Source organism: Nostoc sp. ATCC 53789, assembly GCF_009873495.1.
GTDB classification, from domain to species: domain Bacteria; phylum Cyanobacteriota; class Cyanobacteriia; order Cyanobacteriales; family Nostocaceae; genus Nostoc; species Nostoc muscorum_A.
Window position 1 is genome coordinate 5,634,450 of the sequence record NZ_CP046703.1, and the last position, 22,711, is coordinate 5,657,160.

The 22,711-nt window shown below is 43.2% G+C and carries 17 protein-coding genes; 9 read left to right on the plus strand and 8 right to left on the minus strand.

The genetic code is table 11. The annotated features are described in order from the left end of the window. Positions 1 to 197: 197 nt before the first annotated feature. The 3 genes from GJB62_RS23340 to GJB62_RS23350 are packed head-to-tail and all read left to right on the plus strand — an operon-like array spanning position 198 to position 2,924. Complete coding sequence (locus GJB62_RS23340) at positions 198 to 899, plus strand: Crp/Fnr family transcriptional regulator (protein WP_012409873.1); 702 nt, start codon at positions 198 to 200, stop codon at positions 897 to 899. Positions 900 to 912: 13 nt separating this feature from the next. Continuing rightward, a complete protein-coding gene (locus tag GJB62_RS23345; RefSeq protein ID WP_114082242.1) occupies positions 913 to 1,653 on the plus strand; it encodes a DUF2232 domain-containing protein in 741 nt (246 codons plus the stop codon). A gap of 56 nt (positions 1,654 to 1,709) precedes the next feature. Then, positions 1,710 to 2,924, plus strand: a complete 1,215-nt coding sequence (locus GJB62_RS23350; RefSeq protein ID WP_114082241.1) for a nicotinate-nucleotide--dimethylbenzimidazole phosphoribosyltransferase — start codon at positions 1,710 to 1,712, stop codon at positions 2,922 to 2,924. A gap of 266 nt (positions 2,925 to 3,190) precedes the next feature. Here the strand turns inward: GJB62_RS23350 and GJB62_RS23355 are convergent, their stop codons facing one another. Next, positions 3,191 to 3,559, minus strand: coding sequence for a hypothetical protein (locus tag GJB62_RS23355; protein ID WP_012409876.1), 369 nt, complete (start codon positions 3,557 to 3,559; stop codon positions 3,191 to 3,193). Between the two features lie 356 nt (positions 3,560 to 3,915). Between GJB62_RS23355 and GJB62_RS23360 the strand changes: the two genes are divergently transcribed. Next, positions 3,916 to 5,073, plus strand: a complete 1,158-nt coding sequence (locus tag GJB62_RS23360) for an extracellular solute-binding protein (RefSeq protein WP_179074718.1) — start codon at positions 3,916 to 3,918, stop codon at positions 5,071 to 5,073. Between the two features lie 60 nt (positions 5,074 to 5,133). Here GJB62_RS23360 and GJB62_RS23365 read toward each other — a convergent pair whose 3' ends face one another. Continuing rightward, positions 5,134 to 5,715: a hypothetical protein gene (locus GJB62_RS23365; protein ID WP_245245988.1), complete on the minus strand. Its 582-nt coding sequence runs from the start codon at positions 5,713 to 5,715 to the stop codon at positions 5,134 to 5,136. A 352-nt stretch (positions 5,716 to 6,067) separates the two neighbouring features. Then, on the minus strand, positions 6,068 to 8,689 hold the full coding sequence (locus GJB62_RS23370) for a U32 family peptidase (protein WP_114082239.1): 2,622 nt from the start codon (positions 8,687 to 8,689) through the stop codon (positions 6,068 to 6,070). A 140-nt stretch (positions 8,690 to 8,829) separates the two neighbouring features. On the opposite strand from GJB62_RS23370, the gene GJB62_RS23375 reads away from it, so the two are divergent. Both GJB62_RS23375 and GJB62_RS23380 read left to right on the plus strand, forming a co-directional pair. Continuing rightward, positions 8,830 to 8,985 carry a hypothetical protein gene (locus GJB62_RS23375; RefSeq protein WP_159402557.1) on the plus strand — a complete coding sequence of 52 codons (156 nt, stop codon included), beginning with the start codon at positions 8,830 to 8,832 and terminating at the stop codon, positions 8,983 to 8,985. Positions 8,986 to 9,187: 202 nt separating this feature from the next. After that, positions 9,188 to 10,066 (plus strand): peptidoglycan recognition family protein, encoded by an 879-nt coding sequence (locus tag GJB62_RS23380; RefSeq protein ID WP_114082238.1) that lies wholly within the window; start codon positions 9,188 to 9,190, stop codon positions 10,064 to 10,066. A 174-nt stretch (positions 10,067 to 10,240) separates the two neighbouring features. On the opposite strand, the gene ribBA is transcribed toward GJB62_RS23380, so the two are convergent. Next, a complete protein-coding gene (gene ribBA / locus GJB62_RS23385) occupies positions 10,241 to 11,914 on the minus strand; it encodes a bifunctional 3,4-dihydroxy-2-butanone-4-phosphate synthase/GTP cyclohydrolase II (protein WP_114082237.1) in 1,674 nt (557 codons plus the stop codon). A 494-nt stretch (positions 11,915 to 12,408) separates the two neighbouring features. Between ribBA and argC the strand changes: the two genes are divergently transcribed. Then, entirely contained in the window at positions 12,409 to 13,467 is a 1,059-nt protein-coding gene (gene argC / locus GJB62_RS23390) for an N-acetyl-gamma-glutamyl-phosphate reductase (RefSeq protein WP_114082236.1), read from the plus strand. 107 nt (positions 13,468 to 13,574) lie between these two features. Here argC and eno read toward each other — a convergent pair whose 3' ends face one another. Further along, positions 13,575 to 14,864, minus strand: a complete 1,290-nt coding sequence (gene eno / locus GJB62_RS23395) for a phosphopyruvate hydratase (protein ID WP_114082235.1) — start codon at positions 14,862 to 14,864, stop codon at positions 13,575 to 13,577. Positions 14,865 to 15,284: 420 nt separating this feature from the next. Between eno and gloA the strand changes: the two genes are divergently transcribed. Together gloA and clpB are read left to right on the plus strand one after the other, a co-directional pair. Then, positions 15,285 to 15,719 carry a lactoylglutathione lyase gene (gene gloA, locus GJB62_RS23400; protein WP_114082234.1) on the plus strand — a complete coding sequence of 145 codons (435 nt, stop codon included), beginning with the start codon at positions 15,285 to 15,287 and terminating at the stop codon, positions 15,717 to 15,719. A gap of 591 nt (positions 15,720 to 16,310) precedes the next feature. Then, positions 16,311 to 18,953 (plus strand): ATP-dependent chaperone ClpB, encoded by a 2,643-nt coding sequence (gene clpB, locus GJB62_RS23405; RefSeq protein ID WP_114082233.1) that lies wholly within the window; start codon positions 16,311 to 16,313, stop codon positions 18,951 to 18,953. A 108-nt stretch (positions 18,954 to 19,061) separates the two neighbouring features. On the opposite strand, the gene GJB62_RS23410 is transcribed toward clpB, so the two are convergent. The 3 genes from GJB62_RS23410 to GJB62_RS23420 form a co-directional block, all read right to left on the minus strand. Then, positions 19,062 to 19,364, minus strand: a complete 303-nt coding sequence (locus GJB62_RS23410; protein WP_114082232.1) for a hypothetical protein — start codon at positions 19,362 to 19,364, stop codon at positions 19,062 to 19,064. Between the two features lie 140 nt (positions 19,365 to 19,504). After that, positions 19,505 to 21,067, minus strand: coding sequence for a tetratricopeptide repeat protein (locus GJB62_RS23415; protein WP_114082231.1), 1,563 nt, complete (start codon positions 21,065 to 21,067; stop codon positions 19,505 to 19,507). A gap of 236 nt (positions 21,068 to 21,303) precedes the next feature. Further along, entirely contained in the window at positions 21,304 to 22,638 is a 1,335-nt protein-coding gene (locus GJB62_RS23420) for an AAA family ATPase (protein ID WP_114082230.1), read from the minus strand. Positions 22,639 to 22,711 lie beyond the last annotated feature (73 nt).

Sequence of the window (22,711 nt, forward strand, 5' to 3'; positions counted from 1 at the left end):
ATAAACTACTTTTTGCAAAACTTTTACCCCGTTTAAACTTATAGGTAAAGATTATTTTAGAAAAAGGTTCTTGTCGTATTCTTATGTAGCATAGTTTAGTTTTCTCTTTTAATAGGGAGCTGTGCTTTGATGACTAAGGCTAGAAATGGCGCTCTTGTTTGTTGTGTGTACATAGCAGCTTCAATAAAAATGTCGTAATGGAAGACCGATATAGCTTGCAAGCACAGGCTAATCCCTGGATGATCACCTCCGCTCCCTTTTTTCAAGGGTTGCCAGAACCTGCTGTGGAATCAGCCCTTATCCATCTTGTTACCCGCACTCACCCAGCCAATCAGGTAATTCTGCTAGAAAATGACTGGGGTGGTTCTGTGTATTTTATTATGGACGGATGGGTCAAAATCCGCACCTACAATCTGGAAGGAAAAGAGGTAACGCTAAATATTCTTGGTAAAGGGGAATTATTTGGTGAAATGGCGGCGTTAGATGAAGTTCCTCGCTCCACAGATGTGATTACCTTAGCCCCAACAGTAATTGGCAGTATGCCTGCTCAGGATTTTGTCAAGTTACTTCAGATAGAACCCTTGGCTGGAGTTCGATTAGCACAATTAATGGCACGACGTTTGCGGCAAGTCAATCGCCGATTGCGTCTGCGGGAATCTGATAGCCAGTCACGAGTGGCAGATACCTTGCTATTTTTGGCAGAGGGACAGGGAAAAAAAGGGCAAACAGGAACCGAAATCCCCAATTTACCTCATCGAGAATTGAGTAGTTTGAGCGGACTGGCACGGGAAACTGTGACACGAGTATTGACAAGGCTAGAAAAAAAAGGCTTGATTAAACGGGATCAAGACACTATTTGTATTCCCGATTTGTCAGCATTGGAAAGAATGATAGTTTAAGAACTTGTCAAATATGAGTATTTTAGATTCTCTGCCAGATGAACCGGAGGAAGAACCATCAACTGAATCTTCAACTCCCCACAATCATTGGTTAAACAAAGAACAACAGTTAATGCCTCCTCAACTCAAGGCTGATGCGCCGTTGAGGATGGTCGAAACGGCATTTTTAGCCAGTACTGCTAGCTTAATTTGGTTTATTAATTTCTATTTTCCCTTGGGCCCAGTTTTACGGATATTTTTTCCGGTTCCCATCGCTCTAGTTTATCTGCGTTGGGGCAAGCGTGCGGCATGGATGGCAGCACTCACCTCTGGGTTACTGCTGACTGTACTGATGGGGCCAGCCCGTAGTTTGCTGTTTGTCATGCCCTACGGGTTTATGGGCGTGCTTTTGGGAGCGACATGGTATCGTCGTCGTGTTCCCTGGATTGTTTCTATCACCTTGGGTACGCTGTTGGGTACTTTGGGGGTCTTTTTTAGACTGTGGTTGCTGTCTGTTTTGTCGGGTGAAGACCTGTGGATTTATGTGATTACCCAAGTGACTGAGTTCATTGAGTGGGTATTTTTGAAGCTGAGTTTATTAGCGAGTCCCAGTGTGTTTTTGATTCAAGTGGGAGCGATCGCTCTAATTTTACTCAACAACTTTATCTACCTTTTTGTGGTACACCTCGCAGCATGGTTTCTTTTTGACCGTCTGGGCAACCCTATTCCCCGTCCACCACGCTGGGTACAAGTCCTCATGGATTATGAGGGATAGTTATTAGTCATTTGTCCTTTGTCCTTGGTTAAATAATTAGTCCTAACTAATTCCCAATGCCCAATTCCCAAATTCGTATTTATACCCAAAAAGAACAAGGTGAAGAATGGCTACGACGATATCGTGGTTCTCTGCCCGTATTTGGATGTGTTTTAGGATTTACTGAAACTGGTTTAATTCCAGGGATTTCAGCAGCCGGTCGTACTCCAGAGGATCGAAAATATACCGCTTGTGCCGATGCCGAGTTTTTGTACTACGGCCCAGAACATAAGCCCCAACATCCTCTACCACCATTAGCGGCTGGGGCTTCACCTGTGCTGATTTCTCGCGCTGTTTTTGAGTCGCTAAAGATACCAGTTCATTTGTTTAATGCTGGTTTACCCCACCCTCCGGCTGTGCCATTAATTGACTTGGGTGGCGCTTCTGCTAAGTGTTTAAGTGGAGGCGCTGCTATGGAAATTACAACGGTACACCACTTGTTTAAACAAGGGCTACTTTGGGGAGAACGCCTTGCTGCCAATATGCAACAGAGTTATGTGATTTTTGGTGAGTGCGTCGTCGGAGGTACTACAACTGCCCTGGCAATCTTAACTGCTTTGGGTATAGATGCTGCCGGAAAAGTTAACAGTAGCCACCCTATTTGTAACCACGGGCAAAAGTGGGCACTAGTGCAAACAGGGCTAGAGAAAGCAGGGGGCAGGGGGCAGGGGAGGCAGGGGGAGCAGGGGGAGATAAACTTCCAATCTAAAATCCAAGATCCAAAATCTAAAATCCAAAATTCTGTCGATCCTCTACAACTTGTCGCAGCCGTAGGCGATCCCATGCAGGTGGTGGTAGCTGGGATGGCGATCGCAGCTAGTCGTAGTTGTGGTGTAATGCTTGCCGGTGGGACGCAAATGCTGGCGGTTTATGCTCTGATGAGTGCGATCGCTCAAGCTTACGCCTTATCATGGCAACCAGAAGCAGTAGTTATAGGCACAACTCGTTGGGTAGCAGAAGATCCTACTGGGGCTACAGTTGACCTAGCCCTCAGCTTAGAAAAAGGCAACTTGACTCCGAGTGGAAGAACCCCTCCCCTATTAGCAACTGCTCTCAGCTTTGCTGATTCTCGTTATCCTCAACTGAGAGCTTATGAGCAGGGCTTTGTGAAAGAAGGTATGGGTGCTGGGGCAGCTTGCATAGCCGCCCATCTTAGCCAAAATTGGCAGCAAGATAAACTTTTAGCAGCTATTGAATCTCAGCTTGAACGGCTAAGTACAGCATTTCATTAGTTTTGTCAGGAATTTGCATCCCTCTGCGCTTTCTTAAAAATTTCCATTTGTTTCATAGTGAGGAATGCACTAAAAGCTTACTATCGTACACATCACACTATTACATATATTTACGTAATAGTGTGTTTTACTTTTCATCAATTTGATAGCTGGATTAGTTGCTTATACTTAAATATATGCCCACGAAACCATCACTTGATATTGAGCCTAAAGGCTTGACTTTCATACTTACAGGCATTTTTTAATTCGTTGAACTCAGGTTAAATTTAATGAATTCTTTCTCTAAGTAATTGTTCTTCCAAGGCAGCAATGCGATTGTATGCTGCTGTTAACTGCGCTGTTAGTCGTTGTATTTGAATTTCTGGTGTTATGTTATCTCCACTTTGACGATGCATATCTAGATAAATACCATCTGTTAGTACATCCTTGTGTTCCATTTCTGGATTTAAACTGATACGTCTGAGCTGATAGCCTCCAGCCGCACCATTTTCCTGATAATTATCCTTTGCTTGTGTATTGGCTATAGAACACTCTGAGAAAGTTTGAGTGACTTTAGCATCAAGTTGCTCAATTACTTGACAGAGGGCATCCAGTTTTTCGCTTAAAGTCAGGATCTGTTGCTGTAATAGCTCCATTTAATACCTTTATCCGTACATTTTCTATATGTTATTCAATTTACTCCCAACCTTAACGATACTTATGGATTATTTAAGTATTGATAACTTTTGGTGCAAATGTGACATTTAAATCATTATTTCTAAATGTAGGTAAAGATTGACTACAAGTACCACTAATGAAATTTATGGAGATAAATTCACTTTTAGGTAGTAATTTCCTGATAAAGTTGCTATTTTGAGTCAAATATTCCAAATTATCGGTATTAACCACAGAAAACTCCAATAATTTTCCAACTCCGCTTTTTCACCTAGTCAGCCTCTGGTGAATCTCTGCTTAATATTAGGTATAATCAAAAATTTTAAATCCAAAATCAATGGATCGACGGTCTTTTTTGCTAGGTACAAGCACACTGGCACTTTCACAACTGCTTTTTGGCTGTGGTGGAAACAGGCAGACGCAACTAAAAGTACAGTTATTAAAAGGTTCTATACCTGGTCAGGTGGTGAATCAGTTCCACAAAGGTTTGCAGCAACAGGTGCAGTTAAAGTTTGCCCCAGTCGAGCAGATAGAGGATTTATTTCAGCAATTACAAAATTGGCAGAAAAAACCAAAAGCTACCGATGAGCAAGGATGGAGTCGCTTTATACCCTTTAGGCAAGGTCAAAAAACGGCTGATGCAGACCTCGTGACATTGGGAGATTACTGGCTAAAAGCAGCTATTGAGCAGAAACTGATTCAACCACTTCAAGAGTTACAGGGAAACCAATTAAAGCAATGGTCTGCTTTAGATGAAAAGTGGAAAAAATTAGTAACACGCGACGACCAAGGTAACTTGGATACTCAAGGGAAGGTGTGGGGTGCGCCTTATCGGTGGGGTACCACGGTGATTGTTTATAACCGTGACAAGTTGCGAGAATTGGGTTGGACACCCAAAGATTGGAGTGATTTGTGGCGAGATGGAATGCAGCAACGCATTTCTCTACTTAATCAACCACGAGAAGTTATTGGTCTGGTCTTAAAGAAGCTAGGCAAATCTTACAATACAGAGAATCTTGACCAAGTACCAAACTTGGAAAAGGAATTACAGACATTAAACCAACAGGTGAAGTTCTACAGTTCCAATAACTACTTAGAACCTTTAATTGTGGGAGACACTTGGCTAGCGGTTGGTTGGTCAAGCGATGTACTGCAAGTTTTAGGACGTTATCCGCAACTTGGCGCAGTTATACCCCAGTCAGGAACAGCAATGTGGGCGGACTTGTGGGTGCGTCCCGCAGGTATTGATAAGGGTACTTTATCAGATCAATGGATTGATTTTTGTTGGCAACCAAGTACAGCTAAACAAATTTCGGTGCTGACTAAAAGTAATTCGCCAATTTCTACAAATATTGCCGCTTCCGACATCCAAGAACCATTACGGAGTTTGTTGCAGAGCGATCGCGAAGTTTTAGATAAAAGTGAATTTTTGCTTCCCTTACCGCCATCTGCCATAAAACAATACGAGTCTTTGTTCGCCAAAATGAAGGTTTAATTGGGCATTATGCGAATTAGGAGGTAAGGGCGATAATTTTTCCCTCTAACTCCTAACTATTTACTGGAGAGAACGCTGTAAGCCTATCTTGTTCTTAACAGTTGTTTGGATACTGCATAAAGCTGGACTTGTACTAAAGTTGCAAGTATAAGTTGCTAAGGGTTCCTTTTGATAGTTAAATACCCGGACGTTGTAACCAAAGTTTCGTGCAGCACTACCCAAGCGATTTACAAAGTCGTAGCGCTCTATATACTCTAGTAAGCTCCAAATTTGCTGATTTACGATCAAGTCTACTCTTGCAGCTTCCTTACCAGAAGCTGGATATGCTATCCAATTATCCAATAGCTTTCTCTCAGAGTTTTGTTGTGCCCACCATAAACTCGGAACAGTTAATCCTTGTGGATGAATTGTGTTAGCTGTGATTACATAGTCTTTTGGCTTGGTCAATAAATCTAGTTCTAAAGGCGCACTCGAAGGCGACGGTATCGCGCGGGTTTGCGCTAGCGAGGGCGACGGGATTAGTAAAGTGGTGAGGGCAATGGTTAGTAGTAATGAAAATGATGTTTGGCGATCGCTGCGCCAACACCTGCCGTAGGATTTCCAAGGGGCTGTAGGGCGATCGCACAATTTAGGTATATGCATAGCTGATACTAATTCGTAATTAAGGCATTAGTAAAAATTCGCACAATTTAAACTTTAATGGCAACGATGCGAATTATTCGATAGTCTGATGTTTAACTTCCTTGTTAATACAGCGTCGGCTTGAGATATTCCTCCACGACGCGAATTAATTGTATTTGTTGCTCACCGAAGAGAGCAGGGGAGGCAGGAGAAGAAGAGAAGCAGGGGGGGAAGAAAATACCTCTCCTGCTCAGAAGGGGTCTGAAGCTAGGCTGTTGACTTTGTTGGTTTTAAGGCAAAATTATTTCATGCAATAAAGATGTTCTTAAATGCTCCTAAAGCACTTTCCCAAGCTGGGTGTTCATAAAATGAATTATGAGCGCAATGCAGATACTCCCATAGGGCCACGAGTTACGCCCAATTGATTTTGCAGCTTCAACTCGCGCCATAGTTGGGAACCTGTAATTTCACCTTGCAATAATTGACGATAGCGATGTATTATTTTGGTCACTTGGCCAGGGGTTTCATTTACAAACTCGATACGAAAGTGACGTAATCCCAACTCTATGAGACGTTGTACGTACTCGGCTCCAGTTTGGGCTGTGCTGTTAAATACAGTGTTGCGACAACCTACATCTGCCTTGAGGACATGTTCGCTGCCTACACGATCTTTTAATTTTACTTCCTGCTTTTCACAAGGTCTTCCACAGTTAGTATGATCTGTACCTGTCGATAGAAAAGCACAGAATACGCAGTGTTCCATGTGGAACATCGGTATATGTTGATGGATTGTCACCTCAAACCACTGGGGTGGACAACTGGTGAGCAGGTCTTGTAGTTGGGCAATATTCAGGTCATAAGATGCCGTCAGCCGTTCTAAAGCAAAGCGTTGCTGAAAGTAGTCTGCCGTCAAGGGATTAGCAACGTTGAGCGAAAAATCTCCAATACAACGGTCTTGAGCAAAGAATTGCAATTGGTCATAGTTCCGTATCAGATAGCCATCTGCTTCACAGGCACGTACCTGCTGCAAAATCCAATTTTCACCCGGTTTAGTAATTCGGGGTGGTGCAACCCAGATTGTGGGGAGTGGTGAGTTATCAGTTAAAAGTGAAGAATTGTCTGCTTTGTTTTTTTGCTGTTGTTGGCGAACCATTTGCACCGCTTCTCGGTAGGCGCGGGGATCTTCAAATTCACAGTAAAGTGTTTCAATCCCAGCTTTGAGAGCGGCTTGGAGTTGCTTGAGGTTTCGTACTAAGACGATGAGTGAAGGAGATGTAGCTTTAGCTTCCCGCAGGGTAGGAGAAGAGGAAGATGAGGAGTGGAGTAAATCTTGGAAAGAGACATCAGAACGTAATTGCCAGCGTTTAGGTTGACTTCGCAATTCTTCCAACTGCACCACAATTTCCCGCCGCATCCGGTTCAACTCACTTACGGGCAGCATAAGGGAAGTGCTGAGGTGGTTGGTTAGTTTTTCCAAAACGAAAGGGGTGTTACCGAGACGACCGAATTGTTCTTGTAAACGTTCTGTATCTAAGGGTTTGGTGTGCGCCTCCACTAGAGAAATTGCAGATTCTACCTGGACAATATTACCGAGTCGATCGCGGGCGATCGCAATCAATGGCTGACCAATTTCTCCATAAGCCTCAACATCAATGGGACGCTGAAATTGTGGGTTCTCACCTGCAAAACTTTGACGCAGTTGCTTATCAAGTTCGGGATCGCTGGTTTTCCAAATGCGATCGCCTATATGCACTCGGCGCAGGTTCAAGTCATTTCGCCCAAAGGTCAGCATTGCTTCTTTACCCTTAGACACCACAGCATAAACCCGGCCGCCTTCTTCCTTCGCTTCTGGATGACCGCAATCAAATACAATTCCATCCCCTGGTTTTACAGGCGCTTCCAATTTGACTGTCACCTGTTCATTGTGAATGCGGGTAACTTCACCTAAATAAACCCCACGTTTTTTACCAAAGCGAGCGTGAACGAGTTCTTGATTATTAATCCCGCCAAACCAACCCGTGTAGAGTCCGCGAGAAAATGCCATCTCTAGGTTGTAGTGTTTTTGATTAAGTGGAAGATCCCCCCAACTCCTCTTAACAAGGGGGGCTATTTTCCCTTTTGAAGGGGGGCTAGGGGGGATCTCCTCCATCACCCGATCTAGGGCTTGCCGATAAACACGGGTGACATTAGCAACATACTCTGGAGCTTTTAGGCGACCTTCAATTTTGAGACAAGTTACTCCTGATTTCACCAAATCGGGCAAAACATCTAACCCTGCTAAGTCTTGAGGACTGAGTAAATATTTGCGTTCTTTTAAATTTACAACTTCCCCATCAGCGATTAGATCGTAAGGCATCCGGCAAGCTTGGGCACATTCGCCTCGATTAGCAGAACGTCCGCCTAAAGCTTCGCTAGTCAAACACTGACCGGAATACGCCACGCACAAAGCACCATGAACAAAAACTTCCAAGGGCAGCGAAGTTTCTTGTTGGGCAATCTGCTGCTGAATTTTATTAATTTCCTGAAGAGAACATTCACGCGCCAGCACCACCAATTGACAGCCAAGAGACTTAGCAAATTCCACCCCAGCCGCACTGGTGATGGTCATTTGGGTGGAAGCATGGATGGGAAAATCAGGCGAGAGGTGACGGATGAGACGACAAATTCCGACATCTTGAACAATGACAGCATCCACACCTGCGGCAATAATTGTGCGGAGATATTGCTGCGCTTCTGCTAATTCTTTGGGAAATATGAGTGTGTTGACGGTGACATAACCCTTTACGCCGCGACGGTGCAGAAATGTCATTAATTGGGGTAAGTCTGCTTCAGTAAAATTTTCTGCTCGCATTCTGGCGTTGAAGCGATCCAAACCGAAGTAAATCGCATCTGCCCCATTTTCCACAGCAGCTTTAGCACAGTCCCAATTACCTGCTGGCGCAAGTAGTTCAGGACGTTGAAGAGAAGAAGGGGAAGAGAGGCGATCGCTTTTCATCAGATTTAGGGTTAAGTAGCACCATAGTGATTTTATCGAAGTTGGTGGGGGATGGTGCGATCGCTCTTTTGTATAGAACGAGCAATACACCAAAATAATTCCTGGGAATACTGAGATTAAGTCTATGTTGGCAAACAAATATGGTTAATCCTTTCACTCAGAAACCCGAACCATATCCGTTTAAGGGAGGAGATGCCTCGGAATACAAGGTATTCATAATTGCTACTTGGTATACTTACCGGAATTCCTTTGGCAGCAATTCCATACTCATGGCAAAAGTTATGAAGTTTAAATAGCTCCCTAGACAGAGGAAGCGTCTAAAACGATTATTTAGCATTCCAACATATACTAGTAACGTATATTTGACTAGAATTAAAGTGTTATAGTGATTATCGTTTGGATACCATCTACGGTAGGGGTTTACGGAAGTGCGCCTCTACGAAAGACATCGCAATTTAGCTATAAGTTAATATTTACCGTTTTACGGGTATTAGAAAAATGAGGTTTAAAGACTGGGCGACTAGGGTGTTACTAATCTCGCTGATGTTCATGGCTGTGATTGTGGTGCTGCTAATTGGACGAGCGACAAAATTACACAATAATCCGACAACATCCCATCTATCTAATCCACGGGTTATGGCCTTCAGTCAATATCCGCAGGTGCAATTCCAATCAGCGAAAGAGCCAGAGAAGAAATCTCAACGTGTTATCAAGTCCCCAGTCAAGACTAACAAACCTGTATCGAGGTACATAACTACTCAAGCTTTTGCACAGTACAGACCTAGTTATCAAGTTGCTTCGGTTGATCCAAGTAACTATGGAGAACGGTACGCCCAAGATGCTAATGGTATACCTCTTCACAATCAACCGATTATCGTCCTCCATGAAACTGGTTATTCTGCTTCCAGCGCGATTAATTTCTTTCAAGTAGCCCATAACGATGAAAGTGTACAGGCAAGTTACCACGCTTTAGTCAAGTTAGATGGAACGGTGGTTTATCTAGTACCGCCAGAAAAGCGGGCTTTTGGTGCAGCTAACTCAGTATTTGAGAGTCCACAGGGATTGGAAACTGTGCAGACTAATCCAAAGTTACCTGCGTCTGTGAATAATTTTGCTTACCACGTTTCTTTAGAAACACCGCCAGATAGTTATGACAGTAACAGCCAACAAACCCATAGCGGCTACACGGAGGCTCAATATAAGTCTCTTGCTTGGTTAATTGCTCAAAGTCAAGTTCCAGACTATCGAATTACTACCCATCATCTCGTAGATCGTTCTGGTAAAAAAGTTGACCCGATAAATTTTGATGGTAATAAATTTCTGAGTTTACTTAATACTTTTCGTCAAGTTAGACCAATTTATAGAGCTAGTAAATAATTTATTCGTAATGGCGTGGCAAGGCTAAAATAGTGCATTAGACGTAGATTGGGTGAAGCGGAGCGCAAACCAACATATATCAGAATGTTGGGTTACGCAAAGCCTCCACCCAACCTACAATTTTTTTGCAACATTTTAGTCTTGCCACGCCACTACAAAATTTATTGAACCACGCTATTTGCTAAAGCTATATATTTGCTGCTTTTCCAGGCGATCGCTAATCGATGAAGGTAGTGTACCATCCGAGAATGTCTGCCGATCCAGTTGGACTTGTAAATTACTCAAGGGATCGCAACCAGAAGAAATCAGAAATTCTAGTTTTTGGATGTATGGCAAGGTTGCAAGGTTGTCCAGAATTTGGAAGATAGCTTGTATATAAGGATGACCAGTTTGTTGATACCAATCAGAGCTAGCAACTTTTGCTTGATCAAAACCCAAGTGTACTGTCAAAGATGGCTCATCAAATATAGCGATCGCTAACGGACGCGCTTCTTCTTGCAACAATAAATCATTACTTTTCGCTAAATGTCGCAGTTTTTCTAAGCGTTCATAACGTTCTGTCACTGCTTCCGGGTCATCTTGCCAATGGATTGCTACTGTCACCAGATAAGTCTGTAACAGCATGTGACCCAGCTTTTTCGCCTTTGTCGCTAGGTAATAAGAATTGTAGTCGGTTGCTTCAATTAACAATGGCACGCGATCAACTACTTCCAAGCCGTAACCTTTAACTCCAGCAATTTTACGGGGATTATTGGTAATCAAACGAATCTTTTTGATGCCCAAATCCATCAGCATTTGTGCGCCCATCCCGTAGTCTCGCAAGTCAGCAGGAAATCCCAAACGCTCGTTTGCTTCAACTGTATCCAGTCCCATATCCTGCAATGAGTAGGCTTTTAGCTTGTTAATCAAGCCGATGCCTCGTCCTTCTTGACGCAGGTATACAACTACACCTTGACCAGCAGCCTCAATCATCTTCAGCGCAGCTTCTAACTGCATCCGACAATCGCAGCGCAAAGAACCCAAAGCATCACCAGTTAAGCATTCTGAGTGCATCCGAACCATTACTGGCTCATCTTTGAAGTTATCTGGATCTCCTTTGACAATTGCAACGTGTTCTGTATTATCCAGGGTATGGCGGTAGGCGTAAATTTCAAACTGGCCGAATTGACTAGGCAGCTTGGTAATTACCTCACGATACACCAGGCGATCATGCTGTAGGCGATAGCTGATTAAATCCGCAATACTAATTATTTTTAAATTGTGACGTTTGGCATATTCAAATAATTGCTGCAACCGCGCCATTGAACCATCGGGGTTTTGAATTTCACAAATTACCCCGGCTGGATATAGCCCTGCTAGTCGAGATAAGTCTACAGCCGCTTCCGTATGCCCGGCGCGTTTGAGTACACCCCCAGCTTTTGCCCGAATGGGGAAAATATGACCAGGACGACGTAAATCGGTAGGTTTTGTGGCTGGATTGAGAGTAACCTGGATAGTGCGGGCACGATCTTCGGCTGAGATGCCAGTCGTAACACCCAATTCTGGCCCAGCATCAATGCTAACAGTGAAGGCAGTTTGATTAGTATCTGTAATGTTGCTTACCATCAAAGGTAAGTCTAGCTCGTCTAAGCGATCGCCTGTCATTGCCAAACAAATCAGCCCTCTAGCTTCCACCGCCATGAAATTAATCGTGTCGGGTGTCGCAAATTGGGCAGCACAAATTAAGTCGCCTTCATTTTCTCTATTTTCATCATCTACCACTACAATTACACGACCAGCTTTTAGGTCTGCTAAAGCGGCATCAATCGAATCAAATTTAAAAGCTTGGGTAGGATTAGGCTGTGACACAGAAAGATTTCCAGCTACCAACGTAAATTTTTTTTACAATTTCTTCTTTTAGATTGTAGCTCCTTTATAAGGCAGAGAAGTAGACTAGCAATGATTTGATAACAGGGCAAAAATTTTTGCCGTTCAAAATGGGGATTTAAAGTGCAGCGACAGCTAAGAATGAACAGGATAAGGGAGACAAATGGCATTAAGATAAGCGCAAACCCTTGATTTAACTGGCTTTTGAGTGTGGGGAGTGTGGGGAGTGTGGGGGGTAAGACTTCTTCCCCATCCTCCCACACCTCCCACACCTCCCTCAAACAAAGGTTTCAGGTTTTCTTAGTGCCATTCATAAGGGGGACAAATAGAATATTTTGTCACTTCGCCGCGTCTTCTTACTTTCCGTCCGAAAAAAGTAGAGGGGTTTTAGGTGTTTTGTACGCTAAGAGTCTAGTCGCTGATATTGTTGATAGCTGAGAACGAATTAACTATTCATGGGATAAGGATTTCAGATCATGGGCAAATTTAGACGCGTACCCGTTGGGATTGTTGGCGCGTCGGGCTATGGCGAAGTGCAGTTAGTACGGCTACTGATGGATCATCCAGAAGTCGAACTGGTTTATTTAGGCGGTGAGAGTAGTATCGGTAAATCCTTTGGGGATTTGTACCCGCATCTGGCTCATACCGCTAATCTACCAATAGAAGCGGTAGAACCAGAAATAATTGCTCATCGCTGTGAAGTAGTTTTCCTGTCTTTACCAAATGGTCTGGCTTGCCAAATCGCGCCCAAACTATTAGAAAAAGGATGTAAAGTGCTGGATCTGAGTGCAGACTATCGGTTCAGGGATTTGACAACTTATACAAATTGGTATGGCATTGAGAGAAGCGATCGCACCATTGCAGCTACAGCAGTTTATGGATTACCAGAACTTTATCGTGATCGCATTGCCGAAGCTCAACTTATTGGCTGTCCTGGTTCCTATCCCACTGCGAGTCTCCTTGCACTTTCGCCACTCTTAAAGCAAGGCTTAATCGTTCCAGAAACAGCTATTATCGATGCCAAGGCTGGCACATCTAGCAGTGGACGGCAACCTCAAACCAACTTATTACTATCTGAAGCAGATAATTCCATCGCAGCTTTCAATATCGGCCGTCACCGTCATACCCCAGAAATTGAGCAAATTTGCAGTGACTTAGCTGGTCACGAACTGATGATCCAATTTACACCGCATCTTGTCCCAATGGTACGCGGGATTTTGGCAACGGTATATGCCAAGATGAGCGATCCCGGTCTAGTGCGAGATGACTTAATCACAATTTTCTCAGCCTTCTACCGCAACTCTCCTTGGGTAAAAGTCTGCGGTAGCGGCATTTACCCCCAAACCAAGTGGGCTAACGGCAGCAATCTTTGTTACATCGGCGTAGAAGTTGACTCGCGCACAGGTCGGGTGATTGTCATGTCGGCAATTGACAATCTAATTAAAGGGCAAGCGGGTCAAGCGATTCAATGTCTAAACCTAATGATGGGCTGGGATGAAACTTTGGGGTTGCCCAAGTTGGGGTTTTATCCATGATTGAGAATTGGGAAGAGGACTTGGGGACAAGGAGAATTGGGGACAAGGGGAAAGACTTGTTTCAAGTTCTCACCTCTTGTCCCCTTGTCCCCTTGTCTCCCCAGTCTCTACTTCGGCCCTAAACCCACAGCACCAGCATAAACGGCGCGATCGCCTAGTTCATCTTCAATTCGCAGCAAGCGATTATATTTTGCTACCCGTTCGCTGCGACAGAGGGAACCTGTTTTGATTTGACCGGCACGGGTTGCTACAGCTAAATCAGCGATCGTTGTATCTTCGGTTTCACCAGAACGATGGCTAATTACTGAACGGATGCTATTACGAGTTGCCAAATCAATCGTTTCCAAGGTTTCGGTGAGAGAACCAATTTGATTGAGTTTAATCAAAATGGCGTTAGCGGCTTTTTCTTGGATGCCTCTTTGCAAACGAGTAGCGTTCGTTACAAACAAATCATCCCCTACCAATTGCACCCGCGAACCTAACTTCTGGGTCAGCAATTGCCAACTTTGCCAATCTTCTTCATGTAAACCATCCTCAATTGAAACAATTGGGTATTGGTCAACAAGTTGTCCTAAATAATCGATAAACTCAGCCGGGGCGTGAGGTTTACCATCGTAAACATACTGACCATTTTTGTAAAATTCGCTAGCTGCAACATCTAAAGCTAAAGCTACTTCTTCCCCTGGCTTGTAACCAGCTTTCTTAATGGCAGCAACTAGCAATTCCAAAGCTACTTGATTAGATTCTAGGTTCGGGGCAAAGCCACCTTCATCACCTACACCAGTAAGTAAACCCTTCTCATCTAATACTTGACTGAGGGTAGCAAATACCTCTGCACCCCAGCGCAATGCTTCCCGAAAGGAAGTTGCGCCAATTGGGACAATCATAAACTCTTGAAAGTCCACGTTGTTTGATGCGTGTGCGCCACCGTTAATTACGTTCATCAATGGCACTGGGAGCAAATTCGCTAAAGGGCCACCCAAATAGCGATATAGAGGAATATCTAGAGATTCAGCGCCAGCTTTGGCTGCTGCTAGGGAAACCCCCAAAATTGCATTCGCGCCCAAACTGGATTTGTTAGGAGAACCATCTATGGCGATCATCGTCCGGTCTAGCAGTTCTTGGTTGAGGGCATCCAAGCCTATTAATTTTGGTGCAAGTGCTTCTTTGACGTTTTTTACTGCCTTGAGTACGCCTTTGCCCCCATAACGGCTTTTATCGCCATCACGCAGTTCGTGAGCTTCAAAAGTGCCTGTGGAAGCACCACTGGGAACCTGCGCTAGTCCGACAACACCATTGGCTAAATGCACTTCGGCTTCAATTGTTGGTCTACCGCGTGAATCAAGAATTTCACGGGCTGCGATCGCTTCAATTGCAGTGTCTAAAAATTTACTCATCTGTACTTTATCCTTTATTCGAGTGTGTTACGCACCCAGTCCAGTTGCCTAACCCAATCGCTAGCTTATGCTGTTAAGAGACTTTATTGGCTGAGATTAAAGAAGATTTCCATTATATGGATCGGGAACAACACCAAAAATGGGTAAGGGAATGTTTATTTGATCGAAACAGAATTCAGGAGTCAGGAGCCAGAATTCAGTTGGGTATTCTGTGCGACTGGTGGATAGCGCAGCGTTAGCGAGTCTTCGAGCGTCGCGTCTTGCATTCTGACTCCTGTTAGCGGTAGCGGGGCGTTTAGCCCATTCTGACTTCTGAATTCTTCTTCAATTTTTCCCTGATGGCATTTCTCCTGAAGACTGTCAGCTAGGTAAAATGTTTGCAGAGAATAACACTAAATCAATTACACAGAAAAGGTCAATATGCGATTACTACATACAATGCTACGGGTAGCAAATCTGGAAGAGTCGTTAAAGTTCTACTGTGAACTTTTGGGTATGAAATTACTGCGCCGAAAAGATTATCCAGGGGGAGAATTTACCTTGGCTTTTGTGGGCTATGGTGACGAAAGCGACAACGCAGTAATTGAACTAACCTACAACTGGGGTGTGGAAAAGTACGAATTGGGTAATGCTTACGGTCACATTGCCCTTGGGGTTGATGATATTTACGCTACCTGTGAAGAAATCCGCAATCAGGGCGGTAAAGTCGTGCGCGAACCAGGGCCGATGAAACATGGTTCGACAGTAATTGCTTTTGTGGAAGATCCAGATGGGTATAAAATTGAGCTGATTCAACTAGGATCTCAAGGTTCGGCAGCCAAACAGGAATCACAAGAGCAACTTGTGAGTCAGTAATTCTTATAAGTGAACTACCGCGCTGTAAGACGGACGGAGCTTCCCAATTCATCGGGAACAGCCTCCAGAACTTTGTAGTTCTATTGGTCTGACATTCTCTCCAAGGGCAGGAGTCCTGGTTCCTAAGATCCAAACCTTTCTCTTGCGACACATACCTATCCAGCTTGGTTTTCGCTTACGGCATTGGTGGTCAAGATAATCCAAAGCTTATCAGAAAATTTTGGTGCTTCGTCATACATCCGGTATTGTTTTTGTTTACACAAAAAAACAATAGCGGATGCAATCCTTAGTACCCGCTCACAATCCCCACCTTATGAGTACATTGTTCGCGTTAGCGTCTCGCAGAGAAAGTGGGGACTTCCCCGACACGTTAAATTAGAAAATAGGTAGTAGATTAAACTATCACCAAATTACCATTCCTAAATTGCCACTGGAGATACACACGGATATACGCTGAGAATGTTTGGATAATTAGGGACTGGGGACTAGGCACTAGGAATTAGTGACTAAGTAAAAGTTTTTCCAATCCCCAATATCCAGTCCCCAATGCCCAATCCCTAAACTAAAAATCAAAATTCCAAAATTATAAAGATGCAACCTACAGATCCGAATAAATTTACTGATAAAGCCTGGGAAGCAATTGTTAAATCTCAGGATATAGTCCGTGCTTATCAACAACAGCAACTAGATGTTGAACATTTAATTATTGCCCTGTTAGAAGAACCCACTAGTCTAGCAATACGTATCCTGGCTCGATCTGAGGTCGATCCAATCCGCTTTCAACAGCAGTTAGAAGCCTTTATCCAACGTCAGCCCAAAGTTGGTAAAAGCGATCAGCTTTATCTTAGCCGTAGTTTAGACGTTTTACTAGATAAAGCTGAGGAAGCTAGAGTCAGGATGAAAGACTCCTACATTTCCGTAGAACATATACTTTTGGCTTTTGCTGAAGATGATCGCATTGGACGAAAGATCCTCAAAAGCTTTAGTGCGGACGCAGCTAAACTAGAAGCTACTATCAAAGCCGTTCGCGGTAGCCAAAAGGTAACAGATCAAAGCCCAGAATCGCGCTATGAAGCTTTACAAAAATTTGGCAGAGATTTGACAGAACAGGCAAAAGCTGGAAAACTCGACCCAGTAATTGGGCGAGATGACGAAATTCGGCGGGTAATTCAAGTATTGTCTCGTCGGAGCAAAAATAACCCCGTATTGATTGGTGAACCTGGGGTAGGTAAAACTGCGATCGCAGAAGCTTTAGCACAACGGATGGTAAACGGTGATGTTCCCGAATCGCTGAAAAACCGCCAACTCATCTCTTTAGACATCGGTAGTTTAATTGCTGGGGCAAAATTGCGAGGAGAATTTGAAGAACGCCTGAAAGCTGTCCTCAAAGAAGTTATGGACTCTAACGGGCAAATTGTCCTATTTATCGACGAACTACATACCGTAGTCGGTACAGGTTCCAGCCAACAAGGGGCAATGGATGCCGGAAATCTGCTTAAACCAATGCTGGCGCGGGGAGAACTACGTTGTATTGGCGCAACTACCCTCGACGAGTTCCGCAAACACATTGAGAAAGATGCCGCCCTAGAACGCCGCTTTCAGCAAGTATTTGTCGATCAACCAAGTGTGGAAAATACTATTTCCATTTTGCGGGGGTTGAAAGAACGCTACGAAGTGCATCACAACGTCAAAATTTCTGATTCGGCTTTGGTAGCAGCAGCAACTCTATCAGCGCGTTATATTAGCGATCGCTTCTTACCAGATAAAGCCATCGATTTGGTAGATGAAGCCGCAGCACAGTTGAAAATGGAGATTACCTCCAAACCAGCAGAATTGGAAACCATCGATCGCCGCCTCATGCAGTTAGAAATGGAAAAGCTGTCATTAGCTGGCGAAGAAAAAGGTACTCCTCAAACAAAAGAGCGTTTGGAGCGCATTGAGCAAGAAATCGCCAATTTGACTGAAAAACAGCAAGTATTTAACGAGCAATGGCAAGGTGAAAAGCAGATATTGGAGGCGATCAGCGCTTTAAAGAAAGAAGAAGATGCGCTGCGGGTGCAAATTGAACAGGCGGAACGTGCTTATGACTTAAATAAAGCTGCTCAACTGAAATATGGCAAATTGGAAGGAGTACAGCACGAGCGTGAAGCCAAGGAAGCGAGCCTTTTAGAAATTCAAAACCAAGGTTCCACGTTGTTGCGAGAACAAGTCACCGAAGCCGATATTGCCGAAATCGTCGCCAAGTGGACAGGAATTCCCGTCAATCGCTTATTAGAATCAGAACGGCAAAAATTGCTCCAACTAGAAAGTCATTTGCATCAACGAGTCATTGGGCAAGAAGAGGCTGTAGAAGCCGTAGCAGCAGCCATTCGCCGCGCCCGTGCGGGGATGAAAGATCCCTCGCGTCCCATTGGTTCATTTTTGTTCATGGGCCCCACAGGAGTGGGCAAAACCGAACTTGCGCGTGCTTTAGCTCAGTTTCTCTTTGATTCTGATGATGCCTTGGTGCGCTTGGATATGTCTGAGTATATGGAAAAACACTCAGTTTCTCGGTTAGTGGGAGCGCCTCCAGGATACGTAGGCTATGAAGAAGGCGGTCAACTTTCCGAGGCTGTTCGCCGCCGTCCTTACTCAGTGGTGCTACTGGATGAAGTGGAAAAAGCGCACCCCGATGTGTTCAATATTTTGTTGCAGGTGTTAGATGATGGGAGGATTACTGACTCTCAGGGAAGGACGGTAGATTTTCGCAACAGCGTTATTGTCATGACAAGTAACATAGGTAGCGAACATATTTTGGATGTATCTGGTGATGATTCCCAGTATGAAACGATGCGGAAGCGGGTAATGGAAGGTTTGCGATCGCATTTCCGCCCGGAATTTCTCAACCGCGTCGATGATATTATTCTCTTCCATACCCTCAATCGCACGGAAATGCGGCAAATCATCCGTATTCAACTCAAGCGGGTAGAAAATCTCCTGCGCGAGCAAAAAATCTTCTTTGAGATATCCCAAGCAGCTTGCGATCATCTTGTCGAATCAGGCTATGACCCAGTTTATGGTGCGCGTCCACTCAAACGCGCAATTCAGCGAGAAGTAGAAAACCCCCTCGCCACCAAGTTGTTGGAGAATACTTTTATCTCTGGAGACACCATTATCATTGACAAAAATGAAAATGGTCTGTCTTTTAGTAAAAAAGTGCTGGTGAAGGTGTCAGTACCACAGATTGCTACATAGTCTAAGAAGGCGATCGCTACATCAGTTTATATTTAGTAATTTATGTGCGATCGCTTTTAATTTAAGCTGCTTAAAACTGAGATTTAATATACAAATTTCATACTTCTTTTAAGCATTTTTCTTCTGATTTGCATAGTCATCATAAAGTCCTTCATCTTTTAATATATAGCCATTCAAAAAGCCATCATGGTTACAGATGCTTTCAATTTCTTCCGCATGAATTATGTTTTCATTCTCAGTTTCCCAGTCTTCACCATCCAAAACTGAGAATTCTGTTAATTCCGGGTCATTCAAAAAATCTTTGGCTATAGCGGCGATCAAAGGTTCAAGTATTTTGTGACGTTCTGCCAAAGATAGGCTAGCAATTTCTTGGAGAGATAGCTGTTTTTGCTCTTGGGCATTTTCTGACATTTGATTTGTGTTCCTGAAGATCGGTTAACTTTAGATTTAGTAATGTATAGGCATCGCTGTTAATTTTAGTTAGTCTTTTTAGTCGAAATGAGAAGGCGATCGCTACATTAATCTCTACATTAATTTAGTCTTTATAGCGGTTATAGAATTAAAGCTTGAAACCGCTCATCTTCCCGAATACTATCAAAATCTGAGTCAGTTTTTGCTATCTCTTGATATTTTTCACGATTCAGATTAATTGCTTGTTGTAAGTTTTCTACTGCTTGCTCAATATTACCTTGTAGAGCATAATAGCAAGCTTTGCCATACCAAGCTTGGTGTAAATCTGGTTGAAATTTCAGTGATTGGTCGTAGGATGCGATCGCTTCTTCATTGCGTCCTAAATGACCTAGTGTAATGCCCCGATTGTACCAAACTTCGTGTTTATCTGGTTGAAATTTCAGTGCTTGGTCGTAGGATGCGATCGCTTCTTCATTGCGTCCTAAATCATGTAGCGCATTGCCCCGATTGTACCAAGCTTCGTGTAAATCAGGTTTGATTTTCAGTGCTTGGTCGTAGGATGCGACCGCTTCTTCAAAGCGTCCTAAATGGCCTAGTGTAATGCCCCGATTGTTCCAAGCTTGGTGGTCATTTGGTTTAAATTTCAGTGCTTGGTCGTAGGATGCGATCGCTTCTTCATTGCGCCCCAAATTAAGTAACGCATTACCTTTATAGTACCAAGCCTCGTGGAAATCAGATTTAAATTTCAGTGCTTGGTCGTAGGATGTGATCGCTTCTTCATTGTGTCCCAAATCAAGTAACGCATTACCTTTACTGTACCAAGCTTGGTGGTCATTTGGTTTAAATTTCAGTGCTTGGTCGTAGGATACGATCGCTTCTGCATTGCGTGCTAATTCACATAGCGCATAACCACGATTGTGCCAAGCTTCGTGGGAATCAGGTTTAATTTTCAGTACTTGGTCGTAGTATGCAATCGCTGCTTCATATTCCTTAGCAGTGATTAATAAAGTTCCCAGTTCAAATAGTAAGTGAGCCTTACAATTTTCTGTCTGATGTCTTTCTACTAACAAGTCTTTAATTTCCAGGATTTTTTCAATTTTTTCTTCTGGACGAAGTTTCAAATATTCTTTATAGTCTGCTTCTAGAAGTAGTCGATTTGATTCTTTTTCTACCACTTCTGGCGTTGTAGGTAATTCAAACACCCCAGAACGCCAATCAAAAAAATCTGGGGCGCGATGGATAAAATAGTTGATCGAAAATGAACGCAAGATAAAAACAAAGCTAATCGGAAAATCATCTCTAAAGCGTTCTCGCTGTTGATTTAAGTGATTTAAAATATGCGGAACACTGGTTAGATTGCTAAATTGTCCTTCAGTAATTTCCCCAAAAGTTCTTTTTTCATATTTGTATAAAGAATATTCCAGACCTTTAATCAATAAAATATCAATTTCCTTATCTTTAATAAAGTTTGCCACTCGCTCATATAAATTATCAATTGCTTCAACCAAGCGTAAAACCGCTATCTTCTTCTGCGGAATTTTATGGGTAAGTTTGACAATTAAATTATCTGCTTCCACAGGTGTACATTGGACAAAAAACAAACCAAATCCTGATTTTCGCTTCAGTGCGCGAAGCAAGTTTTGATAAGCTTCTTCTGGTTCTGGGGGTAAATCATCATCCCAATCACTAAAATTTGGGTTCATGAAAGTTTCGCTACGGCGTAACCGTTCACGGGGGGGGGAGAATTTACTACAAAGCCTCAAAACTTTGTTCAGCAAGCTTTTTAGCCGATTTAGTATCATTAAAAAACTATGCCTAAAGTGGTAAAGACGATTTGCAAGACAGTATAGAACTTTGGATTATTAAGAATAATCAGTAAAAAACCTAATCTAGGCTAGTTTTTTTGCTGATTTCATTGAATTTCATATCGGGCATTTTTTTACCCTCCGTGAACGGTTAGCGCTACGGCTTCTTTAAATTCTGGAATTCCTTGAATCAATGGATGAATATCATACCAACGCTGCATTTCTCCATCATCATCCAAATAGCGGTATTCTAAAAGACATCGGTTATACATCAAACTGCGATATCGGTCATCATTAATAATCCGCTTAGAACAAGATACTTCCGCTAACAAACACCATTGATGATTTTCCACAGCGCGGCGATAAGTATCTCTGGCTTGAGTAATTGCTCGTCGCACCGCCTTTTCTGAAACAGGTAACTCTTCAGTGCGTCCAAAGGCATCTTGAGTTAACAATAGCAAATTCCTCACATGACCTCCACTCATCAAACAAAGTCTGTCTAAGGTTTGGGGACTGTCGAAAATTTCTGTTTCTAGTGATAGTTCTGGTGCAATTTGCCGGACTCGCTTCTTAATTACTTCCTTAACTTTCTTGAGTCCTGGCTGATAAACTTCTCCCTCGAAAGTTTTTACCATAATCATCGGCAAAATATGGGGGTCGCCGTAGATATCTCTGAGGTCTGTTGCCCTTGTAGAATAGACCATTGAAATGGGAACAGTGTAAATCAAATGGCAATCTAAAGCTTGAAGTTGTTCGCTACGGTCTAAAAAGACTTCTTCATAGTTGGTGCGTTCTCCATCTTTGACTAATACCATCCGATCTAAGTTATCGACAATTACCGCCAGTTTCTTGTAGCCATTAGGTAAGTGCTGTTTTGCATCCAGCAGAAACTCATTTAACACTTGAATTAATGTGACGGTGTAAGGATCAATTTTTTGGCGAATCTTCTGGCGCAATTCAGGAACAGCCCTTAAATTTGCAGTTAACTTAGCAAATTGAGTTAGCTGTGCTTCTACTCCCAGACTCTCAAATTCTATGGGAGTCTGCGCTAAATCTTTCAAATCTTCCCAACGACCTTTCAACCAGTCGAGTATAGGACGAGGACTAGCAATTTCTTTTAAATCTTTGAGCAAACGGCGCGTACAGGCGAGGAGAATATCTGTATATTGGGCATCTTCAGAATCGATATCCTCTTCATCAGCCGCAAAATACACAACATAAAATTCCTGATTTTCTAAATATTTCTTTAACCTGAGTAATTCTGTAGACTTACCCGCACCCCGATGACCAGAATACAATTGACAAGTATTTGTATCTGCTAATCGCATCCGATTTCCCAACTCTTGTTCAATATCCGCATCTCCCCGCACATCCTGACAATCTACATATTTTGGATCGCCTGCTGGTAAGGGTTCAAAGGGGTTAAAGGCATTGTAGAGTTTTGCGAGTAAGTCAGAACTATTAACCATAGGTAAAAAATATAGCAATCATGCTCATAATAATGGAGATTAAGCAGAGACGCGATTAATCGCGTCTCTACTA